Annotated in this window: 23 protein-coding genes; 9 read left to right on the top strand and 14 right to left on the bottom strand. The window is 76.0% G+C overall.

What is annotated here, in order from left to right:
* Nucleotides 1-16: 16 nt before the first annotated feature.
* The 9 genes from ABTW87_RS05920 to ABTW87_RS05880 form a co-directional block, all read right to left on the bottom strand.
* Nucleotides 17-412 (bottom strand): SCO2097 family morphological protein, encoded by a 396-nt coding sequence (locus ABTW87_RS05920; RefSeq protein ID WP_350648915.1) that lies wholly within the window; start codon nucleotides 410-412, stop codon nucleotides 17-19.
* A 115-nt stretch (nucleotides 413-527) separates the two neighbouring features.
* A complete protein-coding gene (locus ABTW87_RS05915; RefSeq protein ID WP_350648913.1) occupies nucleotides 528-1,787 on the bottom strand; it encodes a DNA polymerase IV in 1,260 nt (419 codons plus the stop codon).
* A 40-nt stretch (nucleotides 1,788-1,827) separates the two neighbouring features.
* The gene (locus ABTW87_RS05910) at nucleotides 1,828-3,027 is read right to left on the bottom strand and encodes an alkaline phosphatase family protein (protein WP_502891530.1); all 1,200 of its coding nucleotides are present in this window, start codon (nucleotides 3,025-3,027) and stop codon (nucleotides 1,828-1,830) included.
* The gene (locus ABTW87_RS05905) at nucleotides 2,976-3,743 is read right to left on the bottom strand and encodes a methyltransferase domain-containing protein (RefSeq protein ID WP_350648909.1); all 768 of its coding nucleotides are present in this window, start codon (nucleotides 3,741-3,743) and stop codon (nucleotides 2,976-2,978) included. The genes ABTW87_RS05910 and ABTW87_RS05905 overlap by 52 nt, the downstream gene beginning before the upstream one ends.
* Before the next feature lie 38 nt (nucleotides 3,744-3,781).
* Nucleotides 3,782-3,964 (bottom strand): hypothetical protein, encoded by a 183-nt coding sequence (locus tag ABTW87_RS05900; RefSeq protein WP_350648907.1) that lies wholly within the window; start codon nucleotides 3,962-3,964, stop codon nucleotides 3,782-3,784.
* A gap of 98 nt (nucleotides 3,965-4,062) precedes the next feature.
* Nucleotides 4,063-7,437, bottom strand: a complete 3,375-nt coding sequence (locus tag ABTW87_RS05895) for an error-prone DNA polymerase (protein ID WP_350648906.1) — start codon at nucleotides 7,435-7,437, stop codon at nucleotides 4,063-4,065.
* A gap of 270 nt (nucleotides 7,438-7,707) precedes the next feature.
* Complete coding sequence (locus ABTW87_RS05890; protein ID WP_350648904.1) at nucleotides 7,708-9,435, bottom strand: DNA polymerase Y family protein; 1,728 nt, start codon at nucleotides 9,433-9,435, stop codon at nucleotides 7,708-7,710.
* A complete protein-coding gene (gene imuA', locus ABTW87_RS05885) occupies nucleotides 9,432-10,223 on the bottom strand; it encodes a DnaE2-dependent mutagenesis accessory factor ImuA' (protein ID WP_350648902.1) in 792 nt (263 codons plus the stop codon). Before imuA' ends, ABTW87_RS05890 begins: the two co-directional genes overlap by 4 nt.
* 117 nt (nucleotides 10,224-10,340) lie before the next feature.
* The gene (locus ABTW87_RS05880; RefSeq protein ID WP_350648900.1) at nucleotides 10,341-10,790 is read right to left on the bottom strand and encodes an SAV_6107 family HEPN domain-containing protein; all 450 of its coding nucleotides are present in this window, start codon (nucleotides 10,788-10,790) and stop codon (nucleotides 10,341-10,343) included.
* Nucleotides 10,791-11,247: 457 nt separating this feature from the next.
* Between ABTW87_RS05880 and ABTW87_RS05875 the strand changes: the two genes are divergently transcribed.
* From ABTW87_RS05875 to ABTW87_RS05850, 6 genes are read left to right on the top strand one after another with little or no spacing between them, the layout of a single operon-like run.
* The gene (locus ABTW87_RS05875) at nucleotides 11,248-11,736 is read left to right on the top strand and encodes a YbaK/EbsC family protein (protein ID WP_350648898.1); all 489 of its coding nucleotides are present in this window, start codon (nucleotides 11,248-11,250) and stop codon (nucleotides 11,734-11,736) included.
* Between the two features lie 34 nt (nucleotides 11,737-11,770).
* On the top strand, nucleotides 11,771-12,520 hold the full coding sequence (locus ABTW87_RS05870; protein WP_350648896.1) for a monooxygenase: 750 nt from the start codon (nucleotides 11,771-11,773) through the stop codon (nucleotides 12,518-12,520).
* On the top strand, nucleotides 12,517-13,080 hold the full coding sequence (locus tag ABTW87_RS05865; RefSeq protein WP_350648894.1) for a GNAT family N-acetyltransferase: 564 nt from the start codon (nucleotides 12,517-12,519) through the stop codon (nucleotides 13,078-13,080). The genes ABTW87_RS05870 and ABTW87_RS05865 overlap by 4 nt, the downstream gene beginning before the upstream one ends.
* On the top strand, nucleotides 13,077-13,940 hold the full coding sequence (locus ABTW87_RS05860) for a carotenoid biosynthesis protein (protein WP_350648892.1): 864 nt from the start codon (nucleotides 13,077-13,079) through the stop codon (nucleotides 13,938-13,940). The genes ABTW87_RS05865 and ABTW87_RS05860 overlap by 4 nt, the downstream gene beginning before the upstream one ends.
* Nucleotides 13,937-15,064, top strand: coding sequence for a glycosyltransferase family 2 protein (locus tag ABTW87_RS05855; RefSeq protein ID WP_350648890.1), 1,128 nt, complete (start codon nucleotides 13,937-13,939; stop codon nucleotides 15,062-15,064). The genes ABTW87_RS05860 and ABTW87_RS05855 overlap by 4 nt, the downstream gene beginning before the upstream one ends.
* An 11-nt stretch (nucleotides 15,065-15,075) precedes the next feature.
* Nucleotides 15,076-16,563 (top strand): phytoene desaturase family protein, encoded by a 1,488-nt coding sequence (locus ABTW87_RS05850; protein ID WP_350648889.1) that lies wholly within the window; start codon nucleotides 15,076-15,078, stop codon nucleotides 16,561-16,563.
* Between the two features lie 104 nt (nucleotides 16,564-16,667).
* Here the strand turns inward: ABTW87_RS05850 and ABTW87_RS05845 are convergent, their stop codons facing one another.
* Together ABTW87_RS05845 and metF are read right to left on the bottom strand one after the other, a co-directional pair.
* Nucleotides 16,668-17,357, bottom strand: coding sequence for a CDP-alcohol phosphatidyltransferase family protein (locus tag ABTW87_RS05845; RefSeq protein WP_350648887.1), 690 nt, complete (start codon nucleotides 17,355-17,357; stop codon nucleotides 16,668-16,670).
* Nucleotides 17,358-17,401: 44 nt separating this feature from the next.
* Nucleotides 17,402-18,319: a methylenetetrahydrofolate reductase [NAD(P)H] gene (gene metF / locus ABTW87_RS05840; protein WP_350648885.1), complete on the bottom strand. Its 918-nt coding sequence runs from the start codon at nucleotides 18,317-18,319 to the stop codon at nucleotides 17,402-17,404.
* Between the two features lie 115 nt (nucleotides 18,320-18,434).
* Here metF and ABTW87_RS05835 point away from each other — a divergent pair, with 115 nt between their 5' ends.
* A complete protein-coding gene (locus ABTW87_RS05835) occupies nucleotides 18,435-19,517 on the top strand; it encodes a polyprenyl synthetase family protein (protein ID WP_350648883.1) in 1,083 nt (360 codons plus the stop codon).
* Between the two features lie 8 nt (nucleotides 19,518-19,525).
* Here ABTW87_RS05835 and ABTW87_RS05830 read toward each other — a convergent pair whose 3' ends face one another.
* Nucleotides 19,526-19,906: an Rv2175c family DNA-binding protein gene (locus ABTW87_RS05830; protein ID WP_350648881.1), complete on the bottom strand. Its 381-nt coding sequence runs from the start codon at nucleotides 19,904-19,906 to the stop codon at nucleotides 19,526-19,528.
* Nucleotides 19,907-20,092: 186 nt separating this feature from the next.
* Between ABTW87_RS05830 and pknB the strand changes: the two genes are divergently transcribed.
* The gene (gene pknB, locus ABTW87_RS05825) at nucleotides 20,093-22,075 is read left to right on the top strand and encodes a Stk1 family PASTA domain-containing Ser/Thr kinase (RefSeq protein ID WP_350648879.1); all 1,983 of its coding nucleotides are present in this window, start codon (nucleotides 20,093-20,095) and stop codon (nucleotides 22,073-22,075) included.
* Nucleotides 22,072-22,935, top strand: a complete 864-nt coding sequence (locus tag ABTW87_RS05820) for a deoxyribonuclease IV (protein WP_350648877.1) — start codon at nucleotides 22,072-22,074, stop codon at nucleotides 22,933-22,935. Before pknB ends, ABTW87_RS05820 begins: the two co-directional genes overlap by 4 nt.
* 12 nt (nucleotides 22,936-22,947) lie before the next feature.
* On the opposite strand, the gene ABTW87_RS05815 is transcribed toward ABTW87_RS05820, so the two are convergent.
* Both ABTW87_RS05815 and ABTW87_RS05810 read right to left on the bottom strand, forming a co-directional pair.
* Nucleotides 22,948-23,979: a threonine aldolase family protein gene (locus ABTW87_RS05815; protein WP_350648875.1), complete on the bottom strand. Its 1,032-nt coding sequence runs from the start codon at nucleotides 23,977-23,979 to the stop codon at nucleotides 22,948-22,950.
* Nucleotides 23,980-24,029: 50 nt separating this feature from the next.
* Complete coding sequence (locus ABTW87_RS05810; RefSeq protein WP_350648873.1) at nucleotides 24,030-25,436, bottom strand: class II 3-deoxy-7-phosphoheptulonate synthase; 1,407 nt, start codon at nucleotides 25,434-25,436, stop codon at nucleotides 24,030-24,032.
* Nucleotides 25,437-25,467 lie beyond the last annotated feature (31 nt).

Here is a 25,467-nt window from a genome sequence, read left to right as displayed (position 1 = left end):
CCCGGTCAGGCGGGGGTCAGCGGTGCCCCTCCGGGCGCTGCCGCCACCGATCCTCCATCCGGTCCAGGATCGACGGGCGGCGTCCCGCCCGCCCGCGCGGACGGCGACGTGTCGTCGTCCCGCCCACGACGTGCAGGTCGGGTGACTGCGCCCGGCGATGCGACTGCACCCCGAAGCCCAACGCGGCCAGCATGACGACGAACCCCGCCACTGCCAGCGGCGGAGTCTTGATCACCGCGCCGTAGACCAACAGGGCCAGGCCGACGATGACCACGCCGGCAGCGACGAGCAGGCGACGCCGCGCGTGGAAACGCGGATCGCTGGCGCGCACGGCCGAGGCGAATTTGGGGTCCTCGGCAAGCGACCGCTCGATCTGCTCGAACAGCCGCTGCTCGTGCTCCGAGAGCGGCACGGCACTCCTCCCCGGTCACGTGGGTCGGCCCGGTCGGGCCGACAGACCGTGGCAGCCAACCGGCTGCTTACCCGCAAGTCTACGAGGGGCCCCGCGCGTCGGAAAGCGGGACGACCTATGGCCGGCTCTGATTTTCCTCCAGGCGCTGATCCGGGACTCGGAGCAGACTGGCCGGACCTATGACGGACCGCCCGAAACGGGCAGCGGCGGCGTCGGCGGCAGCTTCCGCCTCCCGCCAGCCGCGCTCCGGCGCGCCGAGCGCGAGCTGGCGGGGAGTGTCCCCGGCGGCCGAGAGGCCCTCGGCCCGGACACCGACCAGGCGGATCGGCTCGCCCGGGTCGAGGGCGGTGTAGAGCGCCCAGGCCGTGTCGAACATCTCCCGACCGACATCGGTCGGCACGCCGAGGGTGCGGGAGCGGCTGACGGTGCGGAAGTCGGCCATGCGCACCTTCAGCGCCACCGTCCGCCCCACCTGACCGGACCGGCGCAGGCGGGCGCCGACCTTCTCGGCGAGGCCGAGCAGGGTCCGGCGGATCTCCTGCGGATCGGCCACGTCGGCGTCGAACGTCACCTCCGCGCCGATCGACTTGTCCACCTGCTCGGGGCTGACCCGGCGCGGGTCCCGTCCCCAGGCCAACTCGTGCAGGTGCCGGGCGGCGGCGTCGCCGAGCGCGTGGCGGAGCATCCCGTACGGTGCCCGGGCCAGGTCACCGACGGTGCTCAGACCGAGCCGGCGCAGCGTCTCGGCCGAGCGCTCCCCCACCCCCCACAGCGCCCCCACCGGCAGCGGGTGCAGGAAGTCGAGCACCCGGGCGGCCGGGACCACGAGCAGGCCGTCCGGCTTGGCCCGCGTCGAGCCCAGCTTCGCGACGAACTTGCTCGGCGCCACCCCGACCGAGCAGGTGAGCCGCTGCTCGGTCGCCACCCGCTCGCGGATCAGCCGGGCGATCACCGCCGGCGCGCCGAACAGCCGCCGGGCGCCCGCCACGTCGAGGAACGCCTCGTCCAGGGAGAGCGGCTCGACAAGCGGAGTGACGTCCCGGAAGACCCGCATGACCGCCCGGGAGGCCGCCGAGTACGCGGTGAAGTCGGGCGGCAGGAACACCGCCTGCGGGCACAGCGCCCGGGCCCGCATCATCGGCATGGCGCTGCGGACGCCGTACCGACGGGCCTCGTAGCTGGCGGAGCTGACCACGCCGCGCGGCCCGAGCCCGCCGACCACGACGGGCCGCCCGCGCAGCTCCGGGCGCCGGCGCACCTCGACGGAGGCGAAGAACGCGTCCATGTCGACGTGCAGCACCGGACAGCCGGTGTCGTCGGCGTCCGGCCCGAAGCGCGGATCGCCGCCCCGGGGCAACGACTGGCTGCGGCCCATGTCCGGAAGGCTAACGCCCGGGTCCGACGGAGACCGCCGGTCAGCCCCGGACGACCAGCAGCGGGATGGTCATCTCGGCCGCGGTGTCGGCACCGTGGTACGCCACCAGCCGGCTCGCCATCGGCGGCTCGGACCGGGTGGCCAGCACGGCGTAGGTGCCGTTGCAGACCACCACCACGTCCCCGATGCGGCCCAGGTGCTCCTCGGGCACCGGGCCGAACCAGCCGGCGGCCACCAGCTCCTCCCGGGTCGTGACCCGGGCCGCGGCGCCGAGCACCGCCGACCAGGTGGCCAGCACGTCGTCCCGGGCCCCGGGCCGGACGTGCAGGTAGCGGACGCGGGGCTCGCCGGCCACCACGGTCACGCCGGCGCGCAACCGCGGATCGGTGTCCAGGTCGAACCGGTGCCCGGCCGGGATGTCGAGCTGCCCGTGGTCCGCGGTGACCAGCAGCGCGGCGTCCGGTGGCAGCCCGTCGACGAGGCGGGTCAGCAGCCGGTCCACGTCGGCCGCGGCGACCCGCCAGGGCACCGAGTCGACCCCGCTGAGGTGGCCGTGCCGGTCCAGGTCGGGGTGGTAGCCGGAGACCAGGGTGGGCCCCGGCCCGGCGGCGAGCGCGCCGAGCATCTCCCGGCCCAGTGCGTCGACACCGGCCGCGCCCCGGTAGTCGCCGCCCCGGTTGGCGGCGACGGTGAGCCCGCTGCCACCGAACTCGGGCCGGCTCACCACGGTCACCTGGACACCGGCCGCCCGGGCCCGCTCCAGCTGGGTGGGTACCGGCTGCCAGCGCAGCGGCGCCGGGTCGCCGGTCCACTCGATGTGGTTGAGCACCCGGTCGGTACCGGGGATGCGCAGCGTGAACCCGAGGACGCCGTGCACGCCGGGAGCCGTACCGGTGCCCAGGGTCACCAGGCTGGTCGGGGTGGTGGACGGGAACCCGGAGGTGAGCGGCCGGCCGACCGTCGCGGCCAGCCCGGCCAGCGTCGGCGCGTACGGCGCGGCGGTCGGGATCTGGTGCCAGCCGAGCCCGTCGACGAGCAGCACGGCGACCCGGCGTACGCCCGCCAGCGTCGCGGTCAGGCCGAGCGGGTCGGTGGCGCCGGGGACCCCCAGCACCGCCAGCGCGGCGGGCAGGACGTCGGCGAGGCTCGCCGTGCCGTACCGGGGGGCGACCGTGGCCAGCGGGCCCGTCATGCCGGGCGGCGGGCGAACAGGTGCAGCTGGGCGGCGAGGTCCCGCCACGGGGCACGCGCGGCGAGCGCCCGCTCCAGTTCGAGCAGGGCGGCCGGCTGGCCGTCGGCGACCGCGGCGGGGAGCAGGTCGGCGAGGACGCGTACGCCGTGGATCTCCTCGACCGCCAGCCCCGCGGCGGTGAGGAGCGCGGCGGCGCCCTCGGCGTCGTAGCGCCGGCGCAGCGTGTCCCGGGGCCCGGCGGTGCCGGTGGGATCGGCGGCGAGCACGGCGGCGACGTCCAGGTGCCCGTTCATCGCGCGGCCGAGCACGGCGGCGGCCCGCCCGGCGACCAGCACGCTCGCGGCGCCGCCCGGACGCAGGGCCGCGGCCAGCGCGGCGACCACCGGGGCCGGGTCGTCGACCACCTCCAGGACGGCGTGGCAGAGCACCAGGTCCACGCTTGCCGGTTCGACAAGCCCGGCGAGCGCGTCGCCGTCGCCCTGCACGGCGCGTACCCGGTCGGCGACCCCGGCCTCGGCGGCGCGGCGGGTCAGCGCGGCGAGCGCGTCGGGACTGGCGTCGACGACGGTGACCCGGTGCCCGGCCTGCGCCAGCGGCACGGCGAAGCCACCGGTGCCGCCGCCCACGTCGAGCACGGTGAGGTCGGTGTCGCCACGGCGGTCCACCTCGGCGCGCAGCACCGACCAGATCACGGCGGTACGGGGGGTCAGTGGCGGCCCGGCGGGCCGGCCTGGGGTCTGCTCCACCCCGACGAGCCTAGTCACCCGGTCCAGACCGGCCGCGGGACGTGGCCTGCGGGCGGTCAGGACTCGCCGCCGGCGGCGGCGTTCTCCTCGTCGTTGCGCGAGCGCACGGAGTTCGCCACGGGTCCGTCGGTGACCTCGTACTCGCGGGCCTCGGTGTGGTGTGTCGGCACCCATCCGGCGCCGAGCCGGGTCCGGCGCGTGTTGGCCACTCCACCGCTGTTGACGCGATACCCCGTCATCGGTTCGTCCCCCTCGTGACGCGCGGGCCACCCTGCCCGCGCGGGCTGGAGTCTCCCTGCGGCGGCGCCGGAAAACCGTAACGCGGATCACTTATTGATCAACGGAAATCACGCGACGCGGGGCTGACCGGGGGATCGATCGGATCCAGCCGGTCAGCGATGAGATTGATCACTCCCTCGTGCCGCTGCAGCCGCCCCCGCACGACAAGCGCGGCGCTTGTCTTCGCCACCCGCCGGTAGCGCTGCCACAGCCCCGGGGAGCAGGTGACGTTGAGCATCCCCGTCTCGTCCTCCAGGTTGATGAAGGTGACCCCGCCCGCGGTCGCCGGGCGCTGCCGGTGGGTGACGATCCCGCCCACCCGGACCCGCCGGCCCGGCTCCACCCGGCCGAGCCGGGCGATCGGCACCGCGGCCACGGCGTCGAGCTGGTCCCGGATGAACCGGGCCGGGTGGCTCTCCGGCGACAGCCCGGTCGCCCACACGTCCGCGACGAGCCGGTCGACCGCCTCCATCCCGGGCAGGGTCGGCGCGGCGGTGCCGGTCACCGTGCCGGGCAGGCGGCCCGGCCGGTCCTGGGCCGCCGCACCGGCGGCCCAGAGCGCCTGCCGCCGGGTCAGGCCGAAGCACGCGAAGGCGTCCGCCGTGGCGAGCGCCTCCAGCTGCGCGGCGGTGAGACCGACGCGGCGGGCCAGGTCCGGCATGTCCCGGTACGCCCCGTGCGCCGCCCGCTCGGCCTCGATCCGCTCGGCCACATCCGCGCCGAGGGTACGCACGCTGGACAGCCCCAGCCGGACCGCCGGGCCGCCCAGCCCCCAGGCGTGCGGCGGCTCTCCGGGCCGGCTGCCCCACCGGGTGTCCGGGGTGGACTCCAGGACGGCCTTGGCGCCGCTGGCGTTGATGTCCGGCCGGCGGACCTCCACCCCGTGCCGGCGGGCGTCGTCGACCAGGGTCTGCGGCGAGTAGAAGCCCATCGGCTGGGCGTTGAGCAGCGCGGCCAGGAACGGCGCCGGGTGGTAGCGCTTGAGCCAGGAGCTGGCGTAGACCAGGTACGCGAAGCTCATCGCGTGGCTCTCCGGGAAGCCGTAGCTGGCGAACGCGGTGAGCTTGCGGTACACGTCGTCGGCCAGCTCGCCGGTGATCCCCCGCTCGGCCATGCCGGCGTAGAGGCGGTCGGCGATCTGCGCCATCCGCTCCACCGACCGCTTGGCGCCCATCGCCCGGCGCAGCTGGTCGGCCTCGGCCGCGTCGAACCCGGCCAGGTCGATGGCGAGCTGCATGAGCTGCTCCTGGAACAGCGGCACACCCAGGGTCTTCTCCAGCGCGTTGCGCATCAGCGGGTGCGCGAAGGTCACCGGCTCCTGGCCGTTCTTGCGCCGGATGTACGGGTGCACCGAGCCGCCCTGGATCGGGCCGGGCCGGATCAGCGCCACCTCCACCACCAGGTCGTAGAAGCAGCGGGGCTTGAGCCGGGGCAGGGTGGCCATCTGGGCGCGGCTCTCCACCTGGAACACCCCGACCGAGTCGGCCCGGCAGAGCATGTCGTAGACCTCCGGGTCGTCCAGCGTCATGTCACCGAGGTCCAGGCTCATCCCGATCATGTCGTAGCCGTAGTGCAGCGCGGAGAGCATGCCGAGGCCGAGCAGGTCGAACTTGACCAGCCCGACGGCGGCGCAGTCGTCCTTGTCCCACTGGAGCACGCTGCGGCCCGGCATCCGCCCCCACTCCACCGGGCACACCTCGATCACCGGCCGGTCGCAGATCACCATGCCGCCGGAGTGGATGCCCAGGTGCCTCGGGAAGGTCTGTACCTCGTTCGCGTACGCGACCACCTGCTCAGGGATGTCCGCCACGTCCACGGTCGCGACCGAACCCCAGCGGTCGATCTGCTTGCTCCAGGCGTCCTGCTGGCCCGGGGAGAAGCCGAACGCCTTCGCCACGTCCCGCACCGCCGACCGGGGCCGGTACGAGATGACGTTGGCGACCTGGGCGGTGTGCTCCCGCCCGTACCGGGCGTAGACGTGCTGGATCACCTCCTCCCGGCGGTCGGACTCGATGTCCACGTCGATGTCCGGCGGGCCGTCCCGCTCCGGGGCGAGGAACCGCTCGAACAGCAGGCGGTGCCGTACCGCGTCGACGTTTGTGATGCGCAGCGCGTAGCAGACCGCGGAGTTGGCCGCCGAACCCCGGCCCTGGCAGTAGATGTCCTGTTCCCGGCAGAACGTGACGATGTCGTAGACCACCAGGAAGTAGCCGGGGAAGCCCAGCTCCTCGATCATGTTCAGCTCGTGCTCCAGCTGCGCGTACGCCTCCGGGTGCGCCTCCGGCGGGCCGTAGCGCTCCCGCGCCCCCTGCGCGGTGAGGTGGCGCAGCCAGCTCATCTCGGTGTGCCCCGGCGGCACCGGGTACGCGGGCAGCGCCGGTGCGACGAGCTGCAGGTCGAAGGCGAGTTCCGCGCCGAACTCGGCGGCCCGGGCCACCGCACCCGGGTACCCGGCGAACCGGGCGGCCATCTCGGCGCCGCTGCGCAGGTGGGCGGTGCCGGCGGCGGGCAGCCAGCCGTCGATCTCGTCCAGGCTGCGCCGGGCCCGGACCGCGGCGAGCGTGGTGGCCAGCCGGCGCCGCCCGGGGGTGGCGTAGTGCACGTTGTTGGTGGCGACCGTCGGCAGCCCGGCGGCGGCCGCCAGCTCGGCGAGGGCGTCGTTGCGGTCCGCGTCGACCGGGTGGCCGTGATCGGTCAGCTCCACCGCTACCGTCTCCGCGCCGAAGAGCGCGGTCAGCCGGTCCAGCTCCCGGGCCGCCGCGTCGACGCCCTCGGTGAGCAGCGCCGCCGGCACGTGCCCCTTGCGGCAGCCGGTGAGCACCAGCACGTGGTCGCGCAGCTCGGCGGCCACCTCCTCCAGCTCCCCGTAGACCGGGCGGCCCTTCTCGCCACCGCGCAGCTGCGCGCGGGAGATGGCGGCCGCCAGCCGCGCGTACCCCTCGTGGCCGTGGGCGAGCAGCAGCAGGTGCCGCCCGAGCGGGTCGGGTTCGCCGTTCTGCGGACCGGGCAGGTCGAGGGAGAGTTCCGCACCGAAGACCGTCGGCAGGTGCAGGGCGCGGGCCGCCTCGGCGAAGCGCACGACACCGTAGAAGCCGTCGTGGTCGGTCACCGCGAGGGCGGTGAGCCCCAGCCGGGCGGCCTCCTCGGCCAGCTCCTCCGGGTGGCTGGCGCCGTCGAGGAAGCTGAAGTTGGTGTGCGCGTGCAGCTCGGCGTACGGCACCGTGCCGTCCGGGCGCTCCAGCTCGGGCGGCTCGTAGTGCTGGCGCTTGCGGGTCCACGCCGGGGAGTCGCCGCCGTCGGCGTCCACCGCCAGGGGGTCCACCACGTGCAGGTGCCGCTCGCCGCGCTTCGTACGGCGCCCGTCGCGGGCGGGCTTTCCGGTGAGCACCCGCTCCAGCTCGGACCAGGGCAGATCCGGGTTGTGGAAGCTCACCGGACACCTCCCGCCCCACGCCCGCGGGGCCGGCCTGGCCGGTCCGGCCAATCGAGCATTCCGGACGGCTCCGGGGAAGGACACGCGGACGAGCGACATTCCTGCCCGGCATGAATATGCCGGACAGGAATATCGCTCCCGGGGACACCGGTCCCCCCGCGCCGTGACCGGCCGGGACCGCCACCGGTCCGGCCCGGTCCGCGACCGCTCCGGCCGGCTCGCGGACCGGCCGGGCGGGTGCGGGCGGTGACCGGCGGGGCCGCGCGCTGGTCAGTCATAGACCGCCTCCACCAGCCACCGGCCACCCTCGACCGCGAGCAGCAGGGCACTGCCGTCGGCGAGGCAGACCTGGAACCGGGCGCGCCGGCGGGCCTCGGCCGGTGCCCACCAGCGCTCGTCCACCGGCCACGGGCCGGTCCACCCGGTGATCCGCGCCGGCTGGCCGGTCCCGACGGCCAGCCACGCCGGCGGCGCGCTCACCGCCAGGCGCGCGCTGACCACGACCGGCTCGCCGGCCGCGTCGTGCACGGTGGCGGCGAGCGGCTCCGGAAGCACCACCGCCGGTGCGGGCGGCGGGAGCCGGCCCGGCCACGGCGGCTCCCCCGCCCGGCCGTCAATCCGGTCCGCCGCCCGGGCGGCCACCCGCCCCGGACGGCGCGACCGGGCAGGGCCGGCGGGCGGGGCGTCGGGCCCGGACAGCGGGTCGGCGTGCGCCGGCAGCGGGGGTGGGCCCGGGCGGGTGGGAAGGCGTTCGTCCCCCCACGGCACGAGGCGTACCTGGTCGGCCGGGGATCGCCCGCCGCCGAGCACCGCGGTGACCACCGCCTCCGGGCCGAGGACGCCCTGGACCCGGCTGAGCGCCCGGTGGGCCCGTTCCCGCTCCTCGCCGGCCTCGCCCCACAGGCCGGGCTGCAGGGCGCCCTGCGCGATCACCCCGTCGGGGACCAGCCGCAACCGGATGATGCCGGCGGTCGGTCGGGGCGGCCGGGCACCCGCCCGGCCGGGCCGGCCACCGGAGAGCCACCCGTCGAGCTGCCACCGCACCCGGTCGGCGATGGCCGCGGCGGTGAGCAGGCCGTCGTGCCGCCAGACCCGGTGCAGTTCCTGGCCGTGCGCGGTCACCGCCTCGATGCCGAGGCGGGTGCAGGCCAGCCCGTACGCGGCGAGGTGCTCGTGCAGCCGCTCGGCCAGCGCGCGGGCGACGAAGGCCGCCGCGTCGACCCGGTCGAGCGGCTCGTCCTGATCGGCGGTGACCGCCAGGTCGGCCGGGGGCTGCCGGACCGCGAGCGGGCGGTGGTCCCGCCCGGCGGCCAGCCGGTGGGCCAGCGCACCGTCGAACCCGAACCGGGCCAGCACGTCACCGGGGGGCAGCGCGGCGAAGCCGCCGAGGGTGCGTACGCCGAGCCGGCGCAGCAGGTCGGCCAGCGCCGGGCGGCCGAGCGCCTCGACCGGCAGGTCGGCGAGGAATCCCGGTGTCCCGCCGGGCGGGACGACCCGGCCGGAGCGGGCGGCCAGCCCGGCCGCGAACACCCCGTCGGCGATGCCGATCTGACTCTCCACCGCGCAGGCCTGGGCGACGTGCTCGACGATCCGCTCCGCCGCCGCCTCCTCACCGCCGAGGTAACGCCCCGGCCCGCGGGCCGCCACCGCACAGGCCCCGGGTCGGACCACCTCCACGCCGGCCACCAGTTCCTCGACCGCGGCCACGACCGGCTCGAACGCCCGGGCGTCCCGGGCGGGATCGTGGTCGACCACGGTGAGGCGGGGGCACCGGCCCTGCGCCTCCCGCCGGCGCAGACCGCGGCGCACCCCCTCGGCCCGGGCCTGTTCGGAGCAGGCGACCACCCGGTTGGCGTGCAGGACCGCGACGGGGTCGGTGGCCGGCACCCCGTCGGCGATCTCGGCGGCGATCACCGGCCAGTCCGGGCACCAGAGCACCAGCGTGCGTACGGGTGCGGCGTGCCCGCCGGCCCCCTCCGGTCGGAACCCGGCGGTCATGCCGGACCCACCAGGGTGAGCGCCGGTGGAGGCGGCTCGGCAGCGGGGGCCGCCGGCACGGCCCGGAGCAGGCCGGCAGCCGACCGGCCGGTGACCGACGCGGCGGGGGGCCCGGGGACCGGGCGCGGGACGACCCGGGTCAGCGCGTCACCGGGTAACCAGACCGTCGCCTCCCGGGGACGGGCGGCGGCGCCCCGCCCCCGGGCCGAGACGGTGACCTCCCGACGTCGCAGCCGGCCCCGGCCGGTGCCGAGCCCCTGCCAGGCCCCGCGGGTCACCTGGAGGGTCACGTCGGCGCCGTCCCACCGCCCGTACGGGACGAGGACAGTGCCGCGCTGCCGGGCCCGGGCGGCCAGCCGGCTGGCGACCGGCGCGGAGACCCCGGCCGGGACCGCGGTGACCACGACGTCCACCCCGTCGATCAGCGCGGCGACGACGGTGGCCCAGTCCGGCCCCGGGTGCGGCACCAGGGCGAGCCGGTCCAGGGCGATGCCGAGCTCGGCCGCGGCCACCGCCCCGAAGGTCGGCACTCCGGCCACGGCGCACCACGAGCCGGCCCGGGACGCCTCGGCGAGCAGCGCCAGGATCAGGGAGGTGGCGCCGCTGTGCCGGGGTTGGCCCGCGGCGACCGCGATCGTGCTGCCGCGGCGCAGCCCCCGGCTGGGCAGCAGACCGGTCAGCTCGGGGGTCACCGGCAGCACCCGGTGCGCCCCCGCCGGATCCGGCGCGCTCGCCGGGCGCACCAGACCCGCCAGCGCGGCGGAACCGATCACCATGCGGCCCGCCATCGGACCCAACCCCCTGTCGTGCTGCTGTGCTGATAGCTCAAAAACACTCAAAACGGACCGGCGACGGTCGGCTCCATCCCGGGCCTGCCGGTGCGGGGCCCGGAACGAAGCCGGAGGTCAGGCCGCCAGGTCGCCGAGCGCCGGTTGATGGGTCACGCCGAGCGCGGTCTCCACCACCGTCACGAACTCCTCCGCCGCTCGCAGCAGGTCGTCGGCCTCGCGGGCGGTCACGACCCGCGGGATACCGGCCTCGGCGGCGGCGCGCTTACTGGCGCCGACGGCGAAGAACCGGGCCCACTCGTCGAGCTCGGGGGCGACGCCGGAGAGGAGGACCCAGACGCTTGTGACCCGGTTCCGCCGGGTCGGTGCGGGACGGGCGCGCGCGGCGAGCAGCGCCGCGGCGGCGCGCAGGGCGGCCAGGTGGGCCGCGGCGTAGCGGAGGCCGTCGGGGCCGGTCCGGGCGGCCTCGGCCAGCCCCTGGCGGGCCACCGCGAGGAGCTGGGCGGGGGTGCGGTGCGGCAGCACGTGCGCCGGCACCGTCGGTGCCTGAGCCGGGTTGGTCGGCATGATCTGTCTCCTCCACGTGGCCGAGGCGCGCACCCGCGGCGGAGACCGCCGGCGGGACCGCCGGGACGAGTGGTGCGGAGGAAGACGCACCGGTGTGGGGGCCGGCCGGGTGTGGACGCTTCCCCACACCACACCCGGCCGGCGTTACCGGCGGGTTCGTCGCCCGCCGCCCGGGGGTCGAGGGCGGCGGGCGACGCTCCTGCCTGGTGGGCCCGGACTCGCGACTGCCCGGAACCCCGGCGCGGCCCGCGGAGCCGCGCCCGCCCGGACCGGCGCCGCGAAACACCACTCCGGGCTGTTGGAACGAGCGTACGAGGCAATCGAACACTCGTTCTAACCACTGCTGACAGTACACCCTCCCCCCGACAAAAACGCAACGTGTGACGCGCGAAGGATGCGCGAGCCGGGCGGCGTGCCCGGCTGAACCCGCCCGGGGCGCACGGGGAAGAATGGCGGGATGCAGCCACACCCGAACGTACGGGCGGTGCAGGAGGCGCTCGACGGCGCCGGCGCGCACGACGGCTCCGGCGCGCCCAGCGCGGTCCGCCTGCTGCCCGACGCGGTCCACACCGCCGCGGCCGCCGCCGACACCCTCGGCGTCGAGGTCGGACAGATCGCCAACTCCCTGATCTTCGAGGCGGACGGCGCGCCGCTGCTGGTGCTGACCTCCGGGGCGCACCGCGTGGACACCGCCGGCCTCGCCGCGTCGATCGGCGTCGCCCGGCTCCGGCGGGCCACCCCGGAGTTCGTCCGCGAGCACACCGGGCAGGTCATCGGCGGAGTCGCCCCGGTCGGCCACCCCCGGCCGCTGCGCACCCTGGTGGACGTCGCCCTGGACAAGTACGACGAGATCTGGGCCGCCGGCGGCGTACCCCGGGCGGTCTTCCCCACCACCTACCCGGAGCTGCTGCGGCTGACCGGCGGCGCGCCGGCCCAGGTGGCGTGAGCGGCTTGTCGGGCCGACCGCGCGGCTCAACGGCGTGAGCGAGCCGGAGCCGACCGGGCACCGGCAGCCCGCACCCGAGCTGGTCACCCTCCACGTGTGGCGTACCGGCCGGGCGGGCCTGCCCCGGGCGCTGGTCCGGATGGCGCGCGACCCACGCCGGCTGCGCGCGCTGCCGGGCGTCCGCTTCGCCAAACTGCTCGGCACCGGGACCGGCACCGGCTTCGGGCCGGGCGACGCGGACCTGACCCGGTGGGCGGCGCTGACCGTGTGGGACTCCCCCGCCGCGGCCGCCGGCTTCGACGGCTCCCCGGTCGGGCGGGCCTGGGCGCGGATCGCCCGCGCCGCCGTCCGGGTCGACCTGCGCCCGCTCACCAGCCGGGGCGAGTGGTCGGGGCGGCGGCCGTTCGGCGACCCGCCCGGCGGGCCGGCGGACGGTCCGGTCCTCGCCCTGACCCGGGCCCGGCTGCGCCCCGCACGGGCGGCCACCTTCTGGCGGGCGGTCCCGCCGGTGGCCGCCGCGCTGCACGCCGCACCGGGCCTGCTCGCCCGGTTCGGGGTCGGCGAGGCGCCGCTGGGCTGGCAGGGCACGGTCAGCGTGTGGCGCAACCCGGCGGACCTGGTCGCGTTCGCGTACCGTCACCCGGAGCACCGCGCCGCGATCATGCGGACCCCCACCGAAGGGTGGTACGCGGAGGAACTCTTCGCGCGGTTCGAGGTGCGCGACGTGGTCGGCGACCGGACGGTGCTGGGCTGGGTCGTGAACGGAGAAGGTAGGACGGCATGAGGCTGGTGCGGTGGACACCGGACGATCTCGTCCGACGGCTGGACGACGTGGTGGCCGTCTACGGCGAGGCGATGGGGTACCGCACCGACCTGCTGGAGGCACGGCGCGGCTACATCGCCACCCACGTACGCCGGCCCGGCTTCCGCGCCGTCGCCAGCCTCACCGCGGAGGGCCACCTGGCCGGCTTCGGCTACGGCTACCTCGGCGCGTCCGGCCAGTGGTGGCACGACCAGGTGTGGCGGGCGCTGGACCCGGCGACCCGCCAGCGTTGGCTGACCGACTGCTTCGAGGTGGTCGAGCTGCACGTCCGGCCGCCCGCGCAGGGGCACGGCCTGGGCGCCGGCCAGCTGCGTGCCCTGCTGACCATGGCCGAGGGCACGACCACCCTGCTGTCCACGCCCGAGGCCGACGAGCAGCGGTCCCGGGCCTGGCGGCTGTACCGGCGCTTCGGCTTCGTCGACATCCTGCGCGACTTCCACTTCCCCGGCGACGAACGCCCGTTCGGGGTGCTCGGCCGGGACCTGCCGCTGCCCGTCTCCCCCGGGCCGGCACCGGCGTGACCCGCCCCGCCACCGCACCGCCCGGCCGCGCCACCCGGGCCGCCTGGGTGCTGCTGGCCGTGCTGGTGCTGGCGCAGATCTGCTACCCGCTGACCACCGGGCCGACCCGGGCCCGGCTCACCGTCGCCACGGTGCTGCTCGGCTACCTGCTCTCGGTCAGCCACGCGCTGTTCAGCCGCGGCCCCCGTACGGCGGTGGCGCTGGTCGCGGTGGCCACCGGCGGAGGCTTCGCCATCGAAGCGCTCGGGGTGGCCACCGGGTTCCCGTTCGGCAGCTACGACTACTCCGGGCAGCTCGGGCCGAAGCTGGCCGGGGTGCCGCTGGTGATCCCCCTCGCCTGGACCTGGATGGCCTGGCCCGCCTGGCTGGTCGCGGTCCGGCTCACCGGCGGCGGGCCGGCGGGCGTACCCGGCGGCGCCGGGCGGGCGGTCCGGCGGATCGCACTGGCGACGGTCGGGCTGGCGGCATGGGACCTCTTCCTCGACCCGCAGATGGTGGCCGAGGGCCACTGGGTGTGGCGGGACGCGACCCCCGCGCTGCCCGGCCTGCCCGGCATCCCGGTCAGCAACTACCTGGGCTGGCTGCTCTTCGCCGTGCTGCTGGCGGCCGCCCTGCGTCCCCTGGCCGGGCCGGCGGTGGCCACCACCGATCGCGGCGACCGCCCGATGCTCGCGCTCTACCTCTGGACGTACGCGTCCAGCATCCTGGCCCACGCCGTCTTCCTCGACCTGCCCGCCTCGGCCGCGTGGGGAGCGGCCGGCATGGCGGTGACCGCCGTGCCGCTGGCGGTGACGCTGCTGCGCGAACGCCGCCGCCCGGCCGACCGGCGGCCCCGCCCCCGCGTCGACGTCCCGGCATGAGCCCGTCGCTCGCGCTGCTGGTGGCGGTGGCCGCGCTGACCGTGCACACCCTTGTCAACGCCGGCCGCTGGCTGCGCCGGCCGGTCGGGACGCCGACCGAGGTGGCCGAGCCGGTGGCGGTGCTGCTGCCGCTGCGCGACGAGGCGGCCCGGGTCACCCCGTGCCTGCGCGCGCTGCTGGCCCAGCGCGGCGTGCCGGAGCTGCGGATCGTGGTGCTCGACGACGGGTCGACCGACGGCACCGCCGACGTGGTCCGCGCGGTCGCCGGGGACGACCCGCGGGTCACCGTGCTCGACGGGGCCGCCCCGCCGCCCGGCTGGCTGGGCAAGCCACACGCGTGCTGGCAGCTGGCCACCCGGGCCGACCCGGCCGCGACCGTGCTGGCGTTCGTCGACGCGGACGTGGTCCTCGCCCCGCACGCCGTCGCGGCGGCCGTCGGCGAGCTGCGCGCCGCGCGGGTGACGCTGCTGTCGCCGTACCCCCGGATCGTGGTCGCGACGGCGGCCGACCGGCTGGTCCAGCCCCTGCTGCAGTGGTTGTGGCTGACGTTCCTGCCGCTGCGCGCGATGGAGCGGTCGGCGCGGCCGTCGCTGGCCGCGGCCGGCGGGCAGTTCCTGGTGGTGGACCGGGCCGGCTACCGCGCCGCGGGTGGGCACGCGGCGGTGGCCGACAAGGTCCTGGAGGACATCGAGCTGGCCCGGGCGGTCAAGCGGTCCGGTGGGCGGATCGCGCTGGCCGACGGCTCGCGGCTGGCCACCTGCCGGATGTACGACGACTGGCCGCAGCTGCGCGACGGTTACTCGAAGTCGCTGTGGGCCTCGTTCGGGCATCCCGTCGCGGCGGCCGCGGTGGTGGCGCTGCTGCTCCTGCTCTACACCGCGCCCCCGCTGGTCGCCGTGGCGGCGCTGGCCGCCGGCGCGCCCGGGACGGCGGCCGGCGCCGCCGGCGCGTACCTGCTGGGGGTCGCCGGACGGGTGGTCAGCGCCCGCGCGACCGGTGGCCGGTGGTGGCCCGACGCGCTGGCACACCCCGTGTCGGTCGCGGTCCTCGGCTGGCTGACCCTGCGGTCGTACCATCTGCGGAAGCGGCGGCGCCTGAGCTGGCGGGGCCGTCCGGTTCTCTAGGGGGGCGCGGCATGGCGCGGATCGTCGTCGTCGGCGCCGGGGTGGGTGGCCTCGCCACCGCCGCCCGGCTGGCCACCACCGGGCACGAGGTCACCGTCTTCGAGCGGGGCGACACCGTGGGCGGCAAGCTCGGCCGGCACGTGCACGAGACCCCCGCCGGCCCGTTCCACTTCGACACCGGGCCCAGCCTGCTGACCCTGCCCCAGGTGTTCCACGACCTGTTCGAGGCCACCGGCGCGAAGCTCGACGAGTACCTGGACCTGGTCCCGCTCGACCCGATCGTGCGGCACGTCTTCCCGGGCGGCGGGCCGACCCTGGACTCGTGCGCCGACCCGGCCGGGTTCGCCGCCCGCGTCGGCGCCGCCTTCGGTGACCGGGCCGCGGCGGACTGGCGGCGCCTGTGGCGGCGCGCCGGACGGGTCTGGGCGGCCTCGGAACGGGACATCCTGCGCCGCCGCGTCGACTCGCCGCGGGACCTGGCCGCGCTGGCCTGGCGGCTGGGCGACCTGGCCGCGATCGGGCCGGGCCGCACCCTGCGCGGACTGGGCCGCGCGCACCTGTCCGATCCCCGGCTGCGGATGCTGCTCGACCGGTACGCCACCTACACCGGCGCCGACCCGCGCCGGGCACCGGCCGCGCTGGTCGCCGTCCCGTACGCCGAGCTGGCCTTCGGCGGCTGGTACCTGCGCGGCGGCCTGGGCACCCTCGCCGACGCCCTGCTGACCCGCTGCCTTGACCTCGGCGTGGTGGTGCAGACCGGCGCCCGGGTCACCCGGATCGACGCGACGGGCGGGCGGGTGCACGGCGTACGCCTCGCCGGGACCGCCGCCCCGGTGCCCGCCGACGTGGTGGTCGCCAACGTCGACGCGCTCACCCTCTACCGGGACCTGCTGCCGACGCCGCGCCGGCTGGCCGCGCTGACCGACCGCAGCCTCGCCGGCTTCGTCCTGCTGCTCGGCGTACGCGGGGATTCCGGGCTGGCGCACCACAACGTCTTCTTCCCCCGCGACTACGACGCCGAGTTCGACGCGATCTTCGGCGCGCCGGGGCGGGGCGTCCGGGCCCGGCCCGCGCCGGACCCGACGGTCTTCGTCACCGCGGCGGACGACGAGCTGGTCCGCCCGGCCGGGCACGAGGCGTGGTTCGTGCTTGTCAACGCCCCCCGGCACGGCACCGCCGCCGGTGCGGTGGACTGGCGGCGGCCCGGCCTCGCCGAGGCGTACGCGGACCGGATCCTCGACGTGCTGGCCGCGCGCGGGGTGGACGTGCGGGACCGGCTGGTGTTCCGGGAGATCCGCACCCCGGCCGACCTGGACGCCTCGGCGGGCGCGCCCGGCGGGGCGATCTACGGCACGGCCGGCGGTCTGCTCCGCCCGCCCAACCGGGGGCCGGCCCGCGGGCTGTGGCTGGTCGGCGGGTCCAGCCACCCCGGTGGTGGCCTGCCGATGGTCACCCTCTCCGCGCAGATCGTCGCCGACGCCATCGGCCCCGCCTGGTAAGGAAGGGCCCCTTCTTAACGCCTGCGGTAGTGGAAGGGCCCCTTCTTAACATCCGCGCTCGGGCTCCGGGCGCGACCGCGTGGCACCGGCGGCAACGTCGGGGCTCAGCCGGCGTCGACAAGCGCGCGGCGGACGGCGGCGAGCAGCTGCCCCAGGCCGAACGCGGCCAGCAGTACCCAGACGGCGGTCGCCATGGTGATGGTGCCGGCCGCCAGGTCCGCCTCGATCAGCCCGGTCAGCCCGGCCAGCAGCAGGCCGGCCAGGGCCACCGAGACGCGGGTCGGCCGCTCTCCGACGGTCACCGCGCCGATCTCCCGCATCCCGGCGGCGACCGACCGCGCCCGGACGTACTCGTGCAGCCAGGAGAGCCCGCCGGCCGCGGCCACCAGCGCGCCCGGCGCGCCGATCAGCCAGAACGCGACGAGCCAGGCCGCCTCGCCGAGCCGGTCGGCCACCGAGTCGTAGACGTACCCGAGCCGGGTGGTGCGGTTGGTCGCCACCGCCAGTGCGCCGTCGACGCTGTCCGCCACGGCGGCGAGCAGTACGAACAGCGCGCCCAGGAACGGCCCGTCCTGCGGGCGCACGGCGAGCAGCGGCACGCAGAAGCAGAGCAGCACCCCGGCGACGGTGACCGCGGTCGGGGTGACCCGCAGGCGCCCCAGCACGTAGCCCACGTGGTACGCGAAGCGCAGCCAGGCGCGGACGACCGGGGCCGCGGCGCGCGGGTCGAAGCCCCCGTGCAGGCGCGCCCAGGCCGTGGCGTACTGGTCCCAGTTCAGCTGTGTGCCCACCACGGCTCAACCGTCGCACCGATCGTGAGGTGTCGCGGCACGTCCGCTCACACGCGGGCACCGGCCTGCAGGTGCTGCCAGACCTCGCGGGTGGCGGTGGAACGGTTGAGGGTGATGAAGTGGATCCCCGGCACACCCTCGTCGAGCAGGCGGCGGCACATCTCGCTGGCCTGCTCGATGCCGAGCCGGCGGACCGCCTCCGGGTCGTCGGCGACCCGCTCGAAGCGCGCGGCCAGGGCCGGCGGGAAGGGCGCGCCGGAGAGCTGCACCGACCGCTCGATGGTGCCGATCTGGGTCACCGGCATGACGCCGGGCAGGATCGGGGTGTCGCAGCCCGTCGCCGCCACCCGGTCGCGCAGGCGCAGGTAGTCGTCCGCGTCGAAGAACATCTGCGTGATCGCGAACTCGGCGCCCGCCCGGCACTTGCGGACGAAGTACGCCGTGTCGGTGGCGATGTCGGGCGAGCGGGGGTGCTTGTACGGGAAGGCCGCGACACCGACGCTGAAGTCACCCGAGTCCCGGACCAGCCGGACCAGGTCCTCCGCGTAGCGCACGCCCTCCGGGTGCGGGACCCACTCGCCGGTCGGGTCGCCCGGCGGGTCGCCGCGCACCGCGAGCACGTTGCGCACGCCCGCCGCCGCCAGCCGCCCGATGACGTTCCGCAGCTCGGCGACCGAGTGGTTGACCGCCGTCAGGTGCGCCATCGGCAGCAGCGTCGTCTCGGTGGCGATCCGCTCGGTGACCGCGACGGTCGTGTCCCGGGTCGATCCGCCGGCGCCGTAGGTGATCGAGACGAACGACGGGCGCAGCGACTCCAGCTCGCGGATGGCCTGCCAGAGCAGCCGCTCACCCTCGGGGGTCTTGGGCGGGAAGAACTCGAAGGAGAACGTCGGCCGGCGGTCACGGATCAGCTCCCCGATCGCCGGCTGCGAGTTGGGGAGGACCGAGGGGAGACCGAGCGCCACTCCCCGACTGTAACGGGGCGGGGCCCCCGTACCCCATGACCTTCCCAAGCGGCGGACGGCGCGGCGCGTACCCACCGGTACGGCACCGGCCGGCCCGACCGGCTAGCGTCGGGACGTGACCCACGCTGCTCCCGTCTCCCCGGTCGACCGCGCCGGGCTGCGTCAACGCGTCGACAAGGCGCTCACCGAGTTCCTCGCCGCCCGGCGCACCTGGATGGCCGGCGTCGACGACGCGCTCGTCCCGGTCGCCGAGACGATCGAGGCGTTCGTCCTCGGCGGAGGCAAGCGGCTGCGGCCCGCGTTCGCGTACTGGGGGTTCCGGGGTGCCGGCGGGGTGGACACCGACCAGGTGGTGACCGCCCTGTCCGCGCTGGAGTTCGTGCAGGCCAGCGCCCTGATCCACGACGACCTGATGGACCGGTCGGACACCCGGCGGGGCGAGCCGGCGGTGCACCGGCGGTTCGCCGCCCGGCACCGGGCGGCCGGCTGGGGCGGGGACGCGGACTCCTTCGGCGACGCGGCGGCGATCCTGCTGGGCGATCTGTGCCTGGTCTGGTCGGACGAGGTGCTGCACTGCGCCGGGCTGGACCCGCGCACCGTGGCCCGGGCCCGGCCGGTCTTCGACGAGATGCGCACCGAGGTGACCGTCGGCCAGTACCTCGACGTGCTCACCCAGGTCACCGGGGACACGTCGCTCGAGCGGGCCGGGAAGGTGGCCCGCTACAAGTCGGCGAAGTACACCGTCGAACGCCCGCTGCTGCTCGGCGCCGCGCTGGCCGACGCGTCGGCTGACGTGAGCGTGGCGTACTCCGCGTACGGGCTGCCGCTGGGCGAGGCGTTCCAGCTGCGCGACGACGTGCTGGGCGTCTTCGGCGACCCGGCGCAGACCGGCAAACCGGCCGGCGACGACCTGCGCGAGGGCAAGCGCACCTACCTGGTGGCGGCGGCGCTGGAGACGCTCGACGGCGCCGGGCGCGAGGTGCTGCTGGACGGCCTCGGCGACCCAGCGCTGGACGAGGCGGGAGTGACCCGGCTGCGGGAGCTGATCGAGACCAGCGGCGCGCTCGGCCGCACCGAGCAGCGGATCGGCGCGCTCACCGACGCGGCGCTCGCGGCGCTGACCACCGTCGACCTCGACACCGAGGCCCGCCAGGCCCTGGTCGACCTGGCGATCGCCGCCACCCGCCGCCCCGCCTGACCCCCCGGCTAGAAGCCCAGGGCCTGGGCGCGGCGTTTCACCTCGCGGGCCTGGTCGCCGGCGAGGGCGGCGGCCGCGGTGCCGCCGGGGAGTGTGTCGTCGGGCTGGTACAACCAGCGCAGGCTCTCCTCGTCGTCGTAGCCGGCGTCGGCCAGCAGGTTGAGCACCCCGGGCAGGTGCTTGAGCGCACCACCGGCCGCCACCAGATCCGCCGGCACCCGCCGGACGCCGTCGCGGCGCACCGCGATCAGCTCCCGGTCCCGGATCATCTGGTGGACCTTGCTGATCGGCAGGTCGAGACGCTCGGCGACGTCCGGCAGCGTCAGCCACTCGGTCGGTCCGGCGGCAGGGTTCGCGGCGCGCTCGTCGCCGGGTACGGAGTCGGTCACCCGACCACCCTGCCACGTCCGCCCCGGGACCTGGCGACGGCACCCCGCAGCATCGTCCCGGCGCAGCCGCGCCATCGCCCGGGCCCGCGACGGAACGGCGGGTGACCTGGAAAGACCCGGTCCGTTCGTCCCCGCCTGTAGCATCCTGTTCAACCTTCACCCCCTGGACACATAGACTGCCTGCCGATGGACACACAGGTCGCCGACACGTTGCTGGGCTCGCTGATCGACGGGCGCTACCGCATCCGCGGTCGCGTGGCCCGTGGCGGCATGGCGACCGTGTACACCGCCACCGACGAGCGCCTCGAGCGCACCGTCGCCGTCAAGATCATTCATCCGGCGCAGGGCCCGGAGGCCCGGGGCCGGCTGGCGGGCTTCGTGCAGCGCTTCACCGACGAGGCGAAGACGATCGCCCGGCTGACCCACCCCAACGTCGTCGCGGTCTACGACCAGGGCACGCACGCCGGCCGGCCGTACCTGGTGATGGAGTACGTGCGGGGCCGCACGCTGCGCGACGTGCTCGCCGAGCGGCGCCGGCTCAACCCGGACGAGGCCCTCGCCATCGCCGAGCAGATGCTTGCCGCGATCGCCGCGGCGCACCGGGCCGGCCTGGTCCACCGCGACGTCAAGCCGGAGAACGTGCTGGTCGCCGAGGCACCGACGGGCGGCGTCGCCAACCTGGTCGACAGCGTCGTCAAGGTCGCCGACTTCGGGCTGGCCCGGGCGGTGGAGGCGAGCGCCGACGACGAGCACGGCAGCCAGCTCATGGCGACCGTCGCGTACGTCGCCCCGGAGCTGGTCACCGACGGCCACGCCGACGCGCGCACCGACGTCTACTCGGCGGGCATCGTGCTGTTCGAGATGCTGACCGGGCGCGTCCCGTACGACGGGGACCGCCCGGTCGAGGTGGCCTGGCAGCACGTGGACCGTGACGTGCCGGCGCCGTCGATGCTGGTGCCGGGGCTGCCCAAGGCGCTCGACGACCTGGTCGGCCGCGCCACCCGGCGCGATCCGGGGGCCCGGCCGACCGACGCCGGCGCGCTGCTGGCCGAGGTGCAGGTGGCCCGGGAGGATCTGGGCAACCCCAACACCCGTACGGCGGTGCTGCGCCGGGTGGGCGACGAGCCGCCGGTGGCCCAGCCCACCATGGTCGTCGCGGCCGTGCAGCCCGCCCAGCGGCCCTCCTGGGCGCGCCTTCCCGACGGCGCGCCCCGCGGCGGCCGGCGCCGGGCGGCGCCCGAGGGGGACGTCTGGTCCCGGCTGGCCGCGCTGCGGGCCACGGTGATGGGCGACCGGCGCGGCCGGATGGCGGTGGCCGCCGCCGTCGTGGTGCTCGGGCTGGTGGCCGCGGTGGGCGGCTGGTGGGTCGGCGTCGGCCGGTACACGGTGGCGCCGCAGCTGGTGAGCCTCAGCAAGGCCCAAGCGGAGACGCAGGCCGCGCGGGCCGGCCTCGTCCTGCGGTACGCCGACCCGCGCCACGACGAGCAGGTGCCGAAGGACGCCGTCCTGGCCCAGGAACCGGTCTCCGCCACCCGCATCGAGAAGGGCGGCACGATCACGCTCACCCTCTCGCTGGGCCCGGAGCGCTTCCCGGTGCCGGACGTGGTGGGCAAGGAGTTCGACCTCGCCGCCACCGACCTGACCGACGCCCAGCTCAAGGTGGTCAAGGGAGCCACCCGCTACGACGACAGCCTGCCGGAGGGCGTCGTGGTGGCGACCGACCCGAAGCCGGGCACCGAGGTCAAGCCGGGCGACGAGGTCACCGTCATCCTGAGTAAGGGCAGGGCGCCGGTCTCGGTGCCCAACCTGGTCGGCAAGAGTCTCGACGAGGCGCGCCGGACCCTGGCCCGGCTCGGCCTGGTGCTCGTCGAGCCGCCGACGGTGAAGGAGTCGGACAAGCCCAAGGACGAGGTCCTCGGGCAGAGCCCGGCCGACGGCACCGGGGTGGAGAAGGGCGCGCAGGTCCGGCTCGAGGTGAGCCAGGGTCCGCCGCTGGTCGTCGTCCCCCGCGTGATCGACCTTCCGTGCCAGCAGGCCAAGCAGGTCCTCGAGGGCCAGGGCCACCCGGTGGCGGTGCAGTTCAACCCGAACGGCGTGGTCCGGTTCCAGAGCCCGGGCGAGAACGCGCAGGTGCCGCCCGGCACCCAGATCACCCTCGGCTGCCTGTGACGACGGGGGCACGGCCGGTCGGCACGCACACGCCGACGTCGGGCGGCCTGGCGAAGGCCGCCCTGCCGTACGTCGACGCCGCCGGCTCCGAGGTCGTCCAGGTCTACGTGTCCAATTCGCGGGGCTGGGCGCTGCCCTCCGGCGACCCGGTTCAGGACGCGCTGTTCCGGACCGGCTGCGCCGAGCGGGGCGTACCGGTGTTCATCCACGCGTCGCTGCTGGTGAACCTGGGCTCCCCTACCGAGGCCACGGTGCAGCGGTCGGCGCTGACGCTCGAGCACGCGCTGCGCCGGGGCGCGGCGATCGGCGCGGAGGGCGTGGTGTTCCACGCCGGCAGCGCGGTGGACGCCGGGCACGCCGACGCGGCCATGCGGCAGGTCCGCGAGGCGCTGCTCCCGCTGCTGGACGCCGCGGGTGCTGCCGGCGGGCCGATGCTGCTGGTCGAGCCGAGCGCCGGCGGCGGCCGATCGCTCGCCTCCCGGGTGGAGCAGCTCGGCCCCTACCTCGAGGCGGTGGACGGGCATCCCTGGCTCGGCGTCTGCTTCGACACCTGCCACGCCTGGGCGGCCGGGCACGATCTGGCCGTCGAGGGCGGCATGACCGCCACGCTCGACACGCTTGTGGCCACCGTGGGCGCGGGCCGGCTGCGGCTGGTGCACGCAAACGACTCGAAGGACCTGTGCGGCTCGACCCGGGACCGGCACGAGAACATCGGCAAGGGCACCATCGGCGAGCCCGCCTTCGCGGAGCTCATGCGCCACCCGGCCACCGCCGGCGTACCGGTGGTGGTGGAGACCCCCACCGAGAAGCACGTGGGGCACGCCGCCGACGTCGCCACCCTCAAGCGGCTGCGCCCCTGACCGCCCCGGCGGTCAGCCCCGCAGGACGCGGGTGAGGGCGTCGACCGCGTGGCCGATCGCGGCGTCGTCGACGTCCAGGTGGGTGACCAGGCGGGCGGTGCGGGGGCCGAGCACCGAGACCAGGACGCCCTCCGCACGGGCGGCGGCGGCGAGGCGGTGCGCGTCCAGGGGGTGCTTGGTGAGGTCCAGCGGGACGATGTTCGTCCGGACCGGGCAGGCCAGCACACCGAACGGGGCGACCGCCTCCGCGAGCCGGGCCGCCTTGGCGTGGTCCTCGGCGAGCCGCTCGACGTGGTGCGCGAGGGCGTACCGGCCGGCCGCGGCCAGGATGCCGGCCTGCCGCATGCCGCCGCCCATCCGCTTGCGGATGAACCGGGCCCGCTCGACCTTGTCGGCGCTGCCGACGACCAGGGAACCCACCGGCGCGCCGAGGCCCTTGGACAGGCAGACCGACAGAGTGTCGAAGAGTTCGCCGTAGGCCGCCAGCGGCACCCGGTCGGCGACGTGCGCGTGCCAGATCCGGGCGCCGTCGCAGTGCAGCGCCACCTGCGCGTCGTCGGCGACGCGCCGCAGCGCCCGCAGCGTGTCCAGCGGGATGACCCCGCCGCCACCCCGGTTGTGGGTCTGCTCCACCGCGATGGCGCGGGTGGGCACCGCCCAGTAGCCGTCCGGCCGGATCATGGCCGCCACCGCGTCGGGGTCGACGTCCGCGCCGACCGCCGGCCAGGTCCGCGACGAGATGCCGCCGTACGCGGCGGCGGCGCCGATCTCGTACGTCACCACGTGCGCGTCGGCGTCGCAGAGCAGCTCGTTGCCGGGCGGCACCAGCAGTTGCAGGGCGATCTGGTTGGCCATCGAGCCGGTCGGGCAGAACAGCGCCGCCTCGTGCCCGAAGAGCGCGGCGACCTCGGCCTCGAGGGCGTTGACGGTCGGGTCCTCGCCGTACACGTCGTCGCCGACGTCGGCGGCGGCCACGGCCTCCCGCATCCCGGCGCTCGGCCGGGTGACGGTGTCCGAACGGAGGTCGATCAGCGCGTCAGCCACGGTCGTCCTTCCGGCTGCCGACTGCGGGGCTCGCAAGCTCACTCCTCGCGTCAGCCACGGAGCATTTCCGCCACGAGGAAGGCCAGCTCCAGCGACTGCTGGGTGTTCAGCCGCGGGTCGCAGGCGGTCTCGTACCGGCCGGGCAGGTCGAGGTCGTCGATGCCCTGGGCGCCGCCGAGGCACTCGGTGACGTCCTCGCCGGTCAGCTCGACGTGCAGGCCGCCGGGGTGCGTCTCCAGGCCGCGGTGCACCTCGAAGTAGCCGAGCACCTCGTCGACGATGCGGTCGAAGTGCCGGGTCTTGTAGCCGTTGGACGACTCGTGGGTGTTGCCGTGCATCGGGTCGCACTGCCAGACCACCTTGGCGCCGGCGGCGGTGACCTTGGCGACGATCGGCGGCAGGGCGTCGCGCACCCGGTGGTTGCCCATCCGGCTGATCAGGGTGAGCCGGCCGGGGACGTTGTCCGGGTTGAGCTTCTCGCACAGCTCGATCGCCTCGTCCGGGGTGGTGGTCGGGCCGAGCTTGACGCCGATGGGGTTGGCGATGCGGGAGATGAAGTCGATGTGGGCGCCGTCGATCTGCCGGGTGCGCTCACCGATCCACAGGAAGTGCCCGGACAGGCCGTACGCCCGGTTGTCGGAGACCCGGGTCAGCGCCCGGTCGTACTCGAGGGCGAGCGCCTCGTGGGAGCAGTAGAGGGTGACGGTACGCAGCGCCTCGTCGTCGGTCATCCCGCAGGCCCGGATGAACGCCAACGCCCGGTCGATCTCCCGGGCGATCGCCTCGTACCGCTCGCCGGCCGGCGAGTTGCGCACGAACCCCTTGTTCCAGTCGTGCACGGCGTGCAGGTCCGCCAAGCCACCCGCCAGGTACGCGCGGAGCATGTTCATGGCGGCGGCGGAGTTCGCGTACGCCCGGATCATGCGCTGCGGGTCGGCGACCCGCGCCTCCGGCGTCGCCTCCAGCGAGTTGATCATGTCACCCCGGTACGCCGGGAGACCCCGCGCGTCGGTCGGCAGCGACCGCGGCTTGGTGTACTGCCCGGCGACCCGGGCGACCTTGACCACTGGCAGCGAGGCGCCGTAGGTCAGCACGATCGCCATCTGCAGCAGCGTGCGGGCGTTGGCGAGCAGGTGGCTCTCGGTGTTGTCGGCGAAGGTCTCCGCGCAGTCGCCGCCCTGGAGCAGGAACGCCTTGCCCTCGCACACCAGCGCGAGCTTCTGCCGCAGCTGGTCGACCTCGTAGGGCGCCACGACCGACGGCACGTTCTCCAGCACCTTGCAGACCTCGGCGACCTGGGCCGCGTCCGGCCAGGGCGGGGTCTGCGCGCGGGGCAGGGCCCGCCAGAGGTCCAGACCGAGGGCGGCGTCCTCGGCGGAGTCGACGGTCGGCCGGCTGGTCTGCAGCACGGGGCTGCCGACGGCCGGATGGCTCAGCTGGTGCCACTCATGGCGCATGACAGAAAGCGTACGGCGACGGTCCGGGCCA

Origin of the sequence: Micromonospora sp. NPDC126480 (assembly GCF_040302465.1) — a bacterium.
In the GTDB taxonomy this organism is placed as follows: domain Bacteria; phylum Actinomycetota; class Actinomycetes; order Mycobacteriales; family Micromonosporaceae; genus Micromonospora.
This window is presented reverse-complemented; position numbering and strand designations above follow the sequence as displayed.

Bases quoted from the DNA above. Each gene is read 5' to 3' on its own strand.
- ABTW87_RS05915 (WP_350648913.1), bottom strand. From the start codon at position 1,787: ATGGGCCGCAGCCAGTCGTTGCCCCGGGGCGGCGATCCGCGCTTCGGG.
- ABTW87_RS05900 (WP_350648907.1), bottom strand. From the start codon at position 3,964: ATGACGGGGTATCGCGTCAACAGCGGTGGAGTGGCCAACACGCGCCGG.
- ABTW87_RS05890 (WP_350648904.1), bottom strand. From the start codon at position 9,435: ATGACCGCCGGGTTCCGACCGGAGGGGGCCGGCGGGCACGCCGCACCC.
- imuA' (WP_350648902.1), bottom strand. From the start codon at position 10,223: ATGGCGGGCCGCATGGTGATCGGTTCCGCCGCGCTGGCGGGTCTGGTG.
- ABTW87_RS05880 (WP_350648900.1), bottom strand. From the start codon at position 10,790: ATGCCGACCAACCCGGCTCAGGCACCGACGGTGCCGGCGCACGTGCTG.
- ABTW87_RS05875 (WP_350648898.1), top strand. From the start codon at position 11,248: ATGCAGCCACACCCGAACGTACGGGCGGTGCAGGAGGCGCTCGACGGC.
- ABTW87_RS05865 (WP_350648894.1), top strand. From the start codon at position 12,517: ATGAGGCTGGTGCGGTGGACACCGGACGATCTCGTCCGACGGCTGGAC.
- ABTW87_RS05855 (WP_350648890.1), top strand. From the start codon at position 13,937: ATGAGCCCGTCGCTCGCGCTGCTGGTGGCGGTGGCCGCGCTGACCGTG.
- ABTW87_RS05850 (WP_350648889.1), top strand. From the start codon at position 15,076: ATGGCGCGGATCGTCGTCGTCGGCGCCGGGGTGGGTGGCCTCGCCACC.
- pknB (WP_350648879.1), top strand. From the start codon at position 20,093: ATGGACACACAGGTCGCCGACACGTTGCTGGGCTCGCTGATCGACGGG.
- ABTW87_RS05810 (WP_350648873.1), bottom strand. From the start codon at position 25,436: ATGCGCCATGAGTGGCACCAGCTGAGCCATCCGGCCGTCGGCAGCCCC.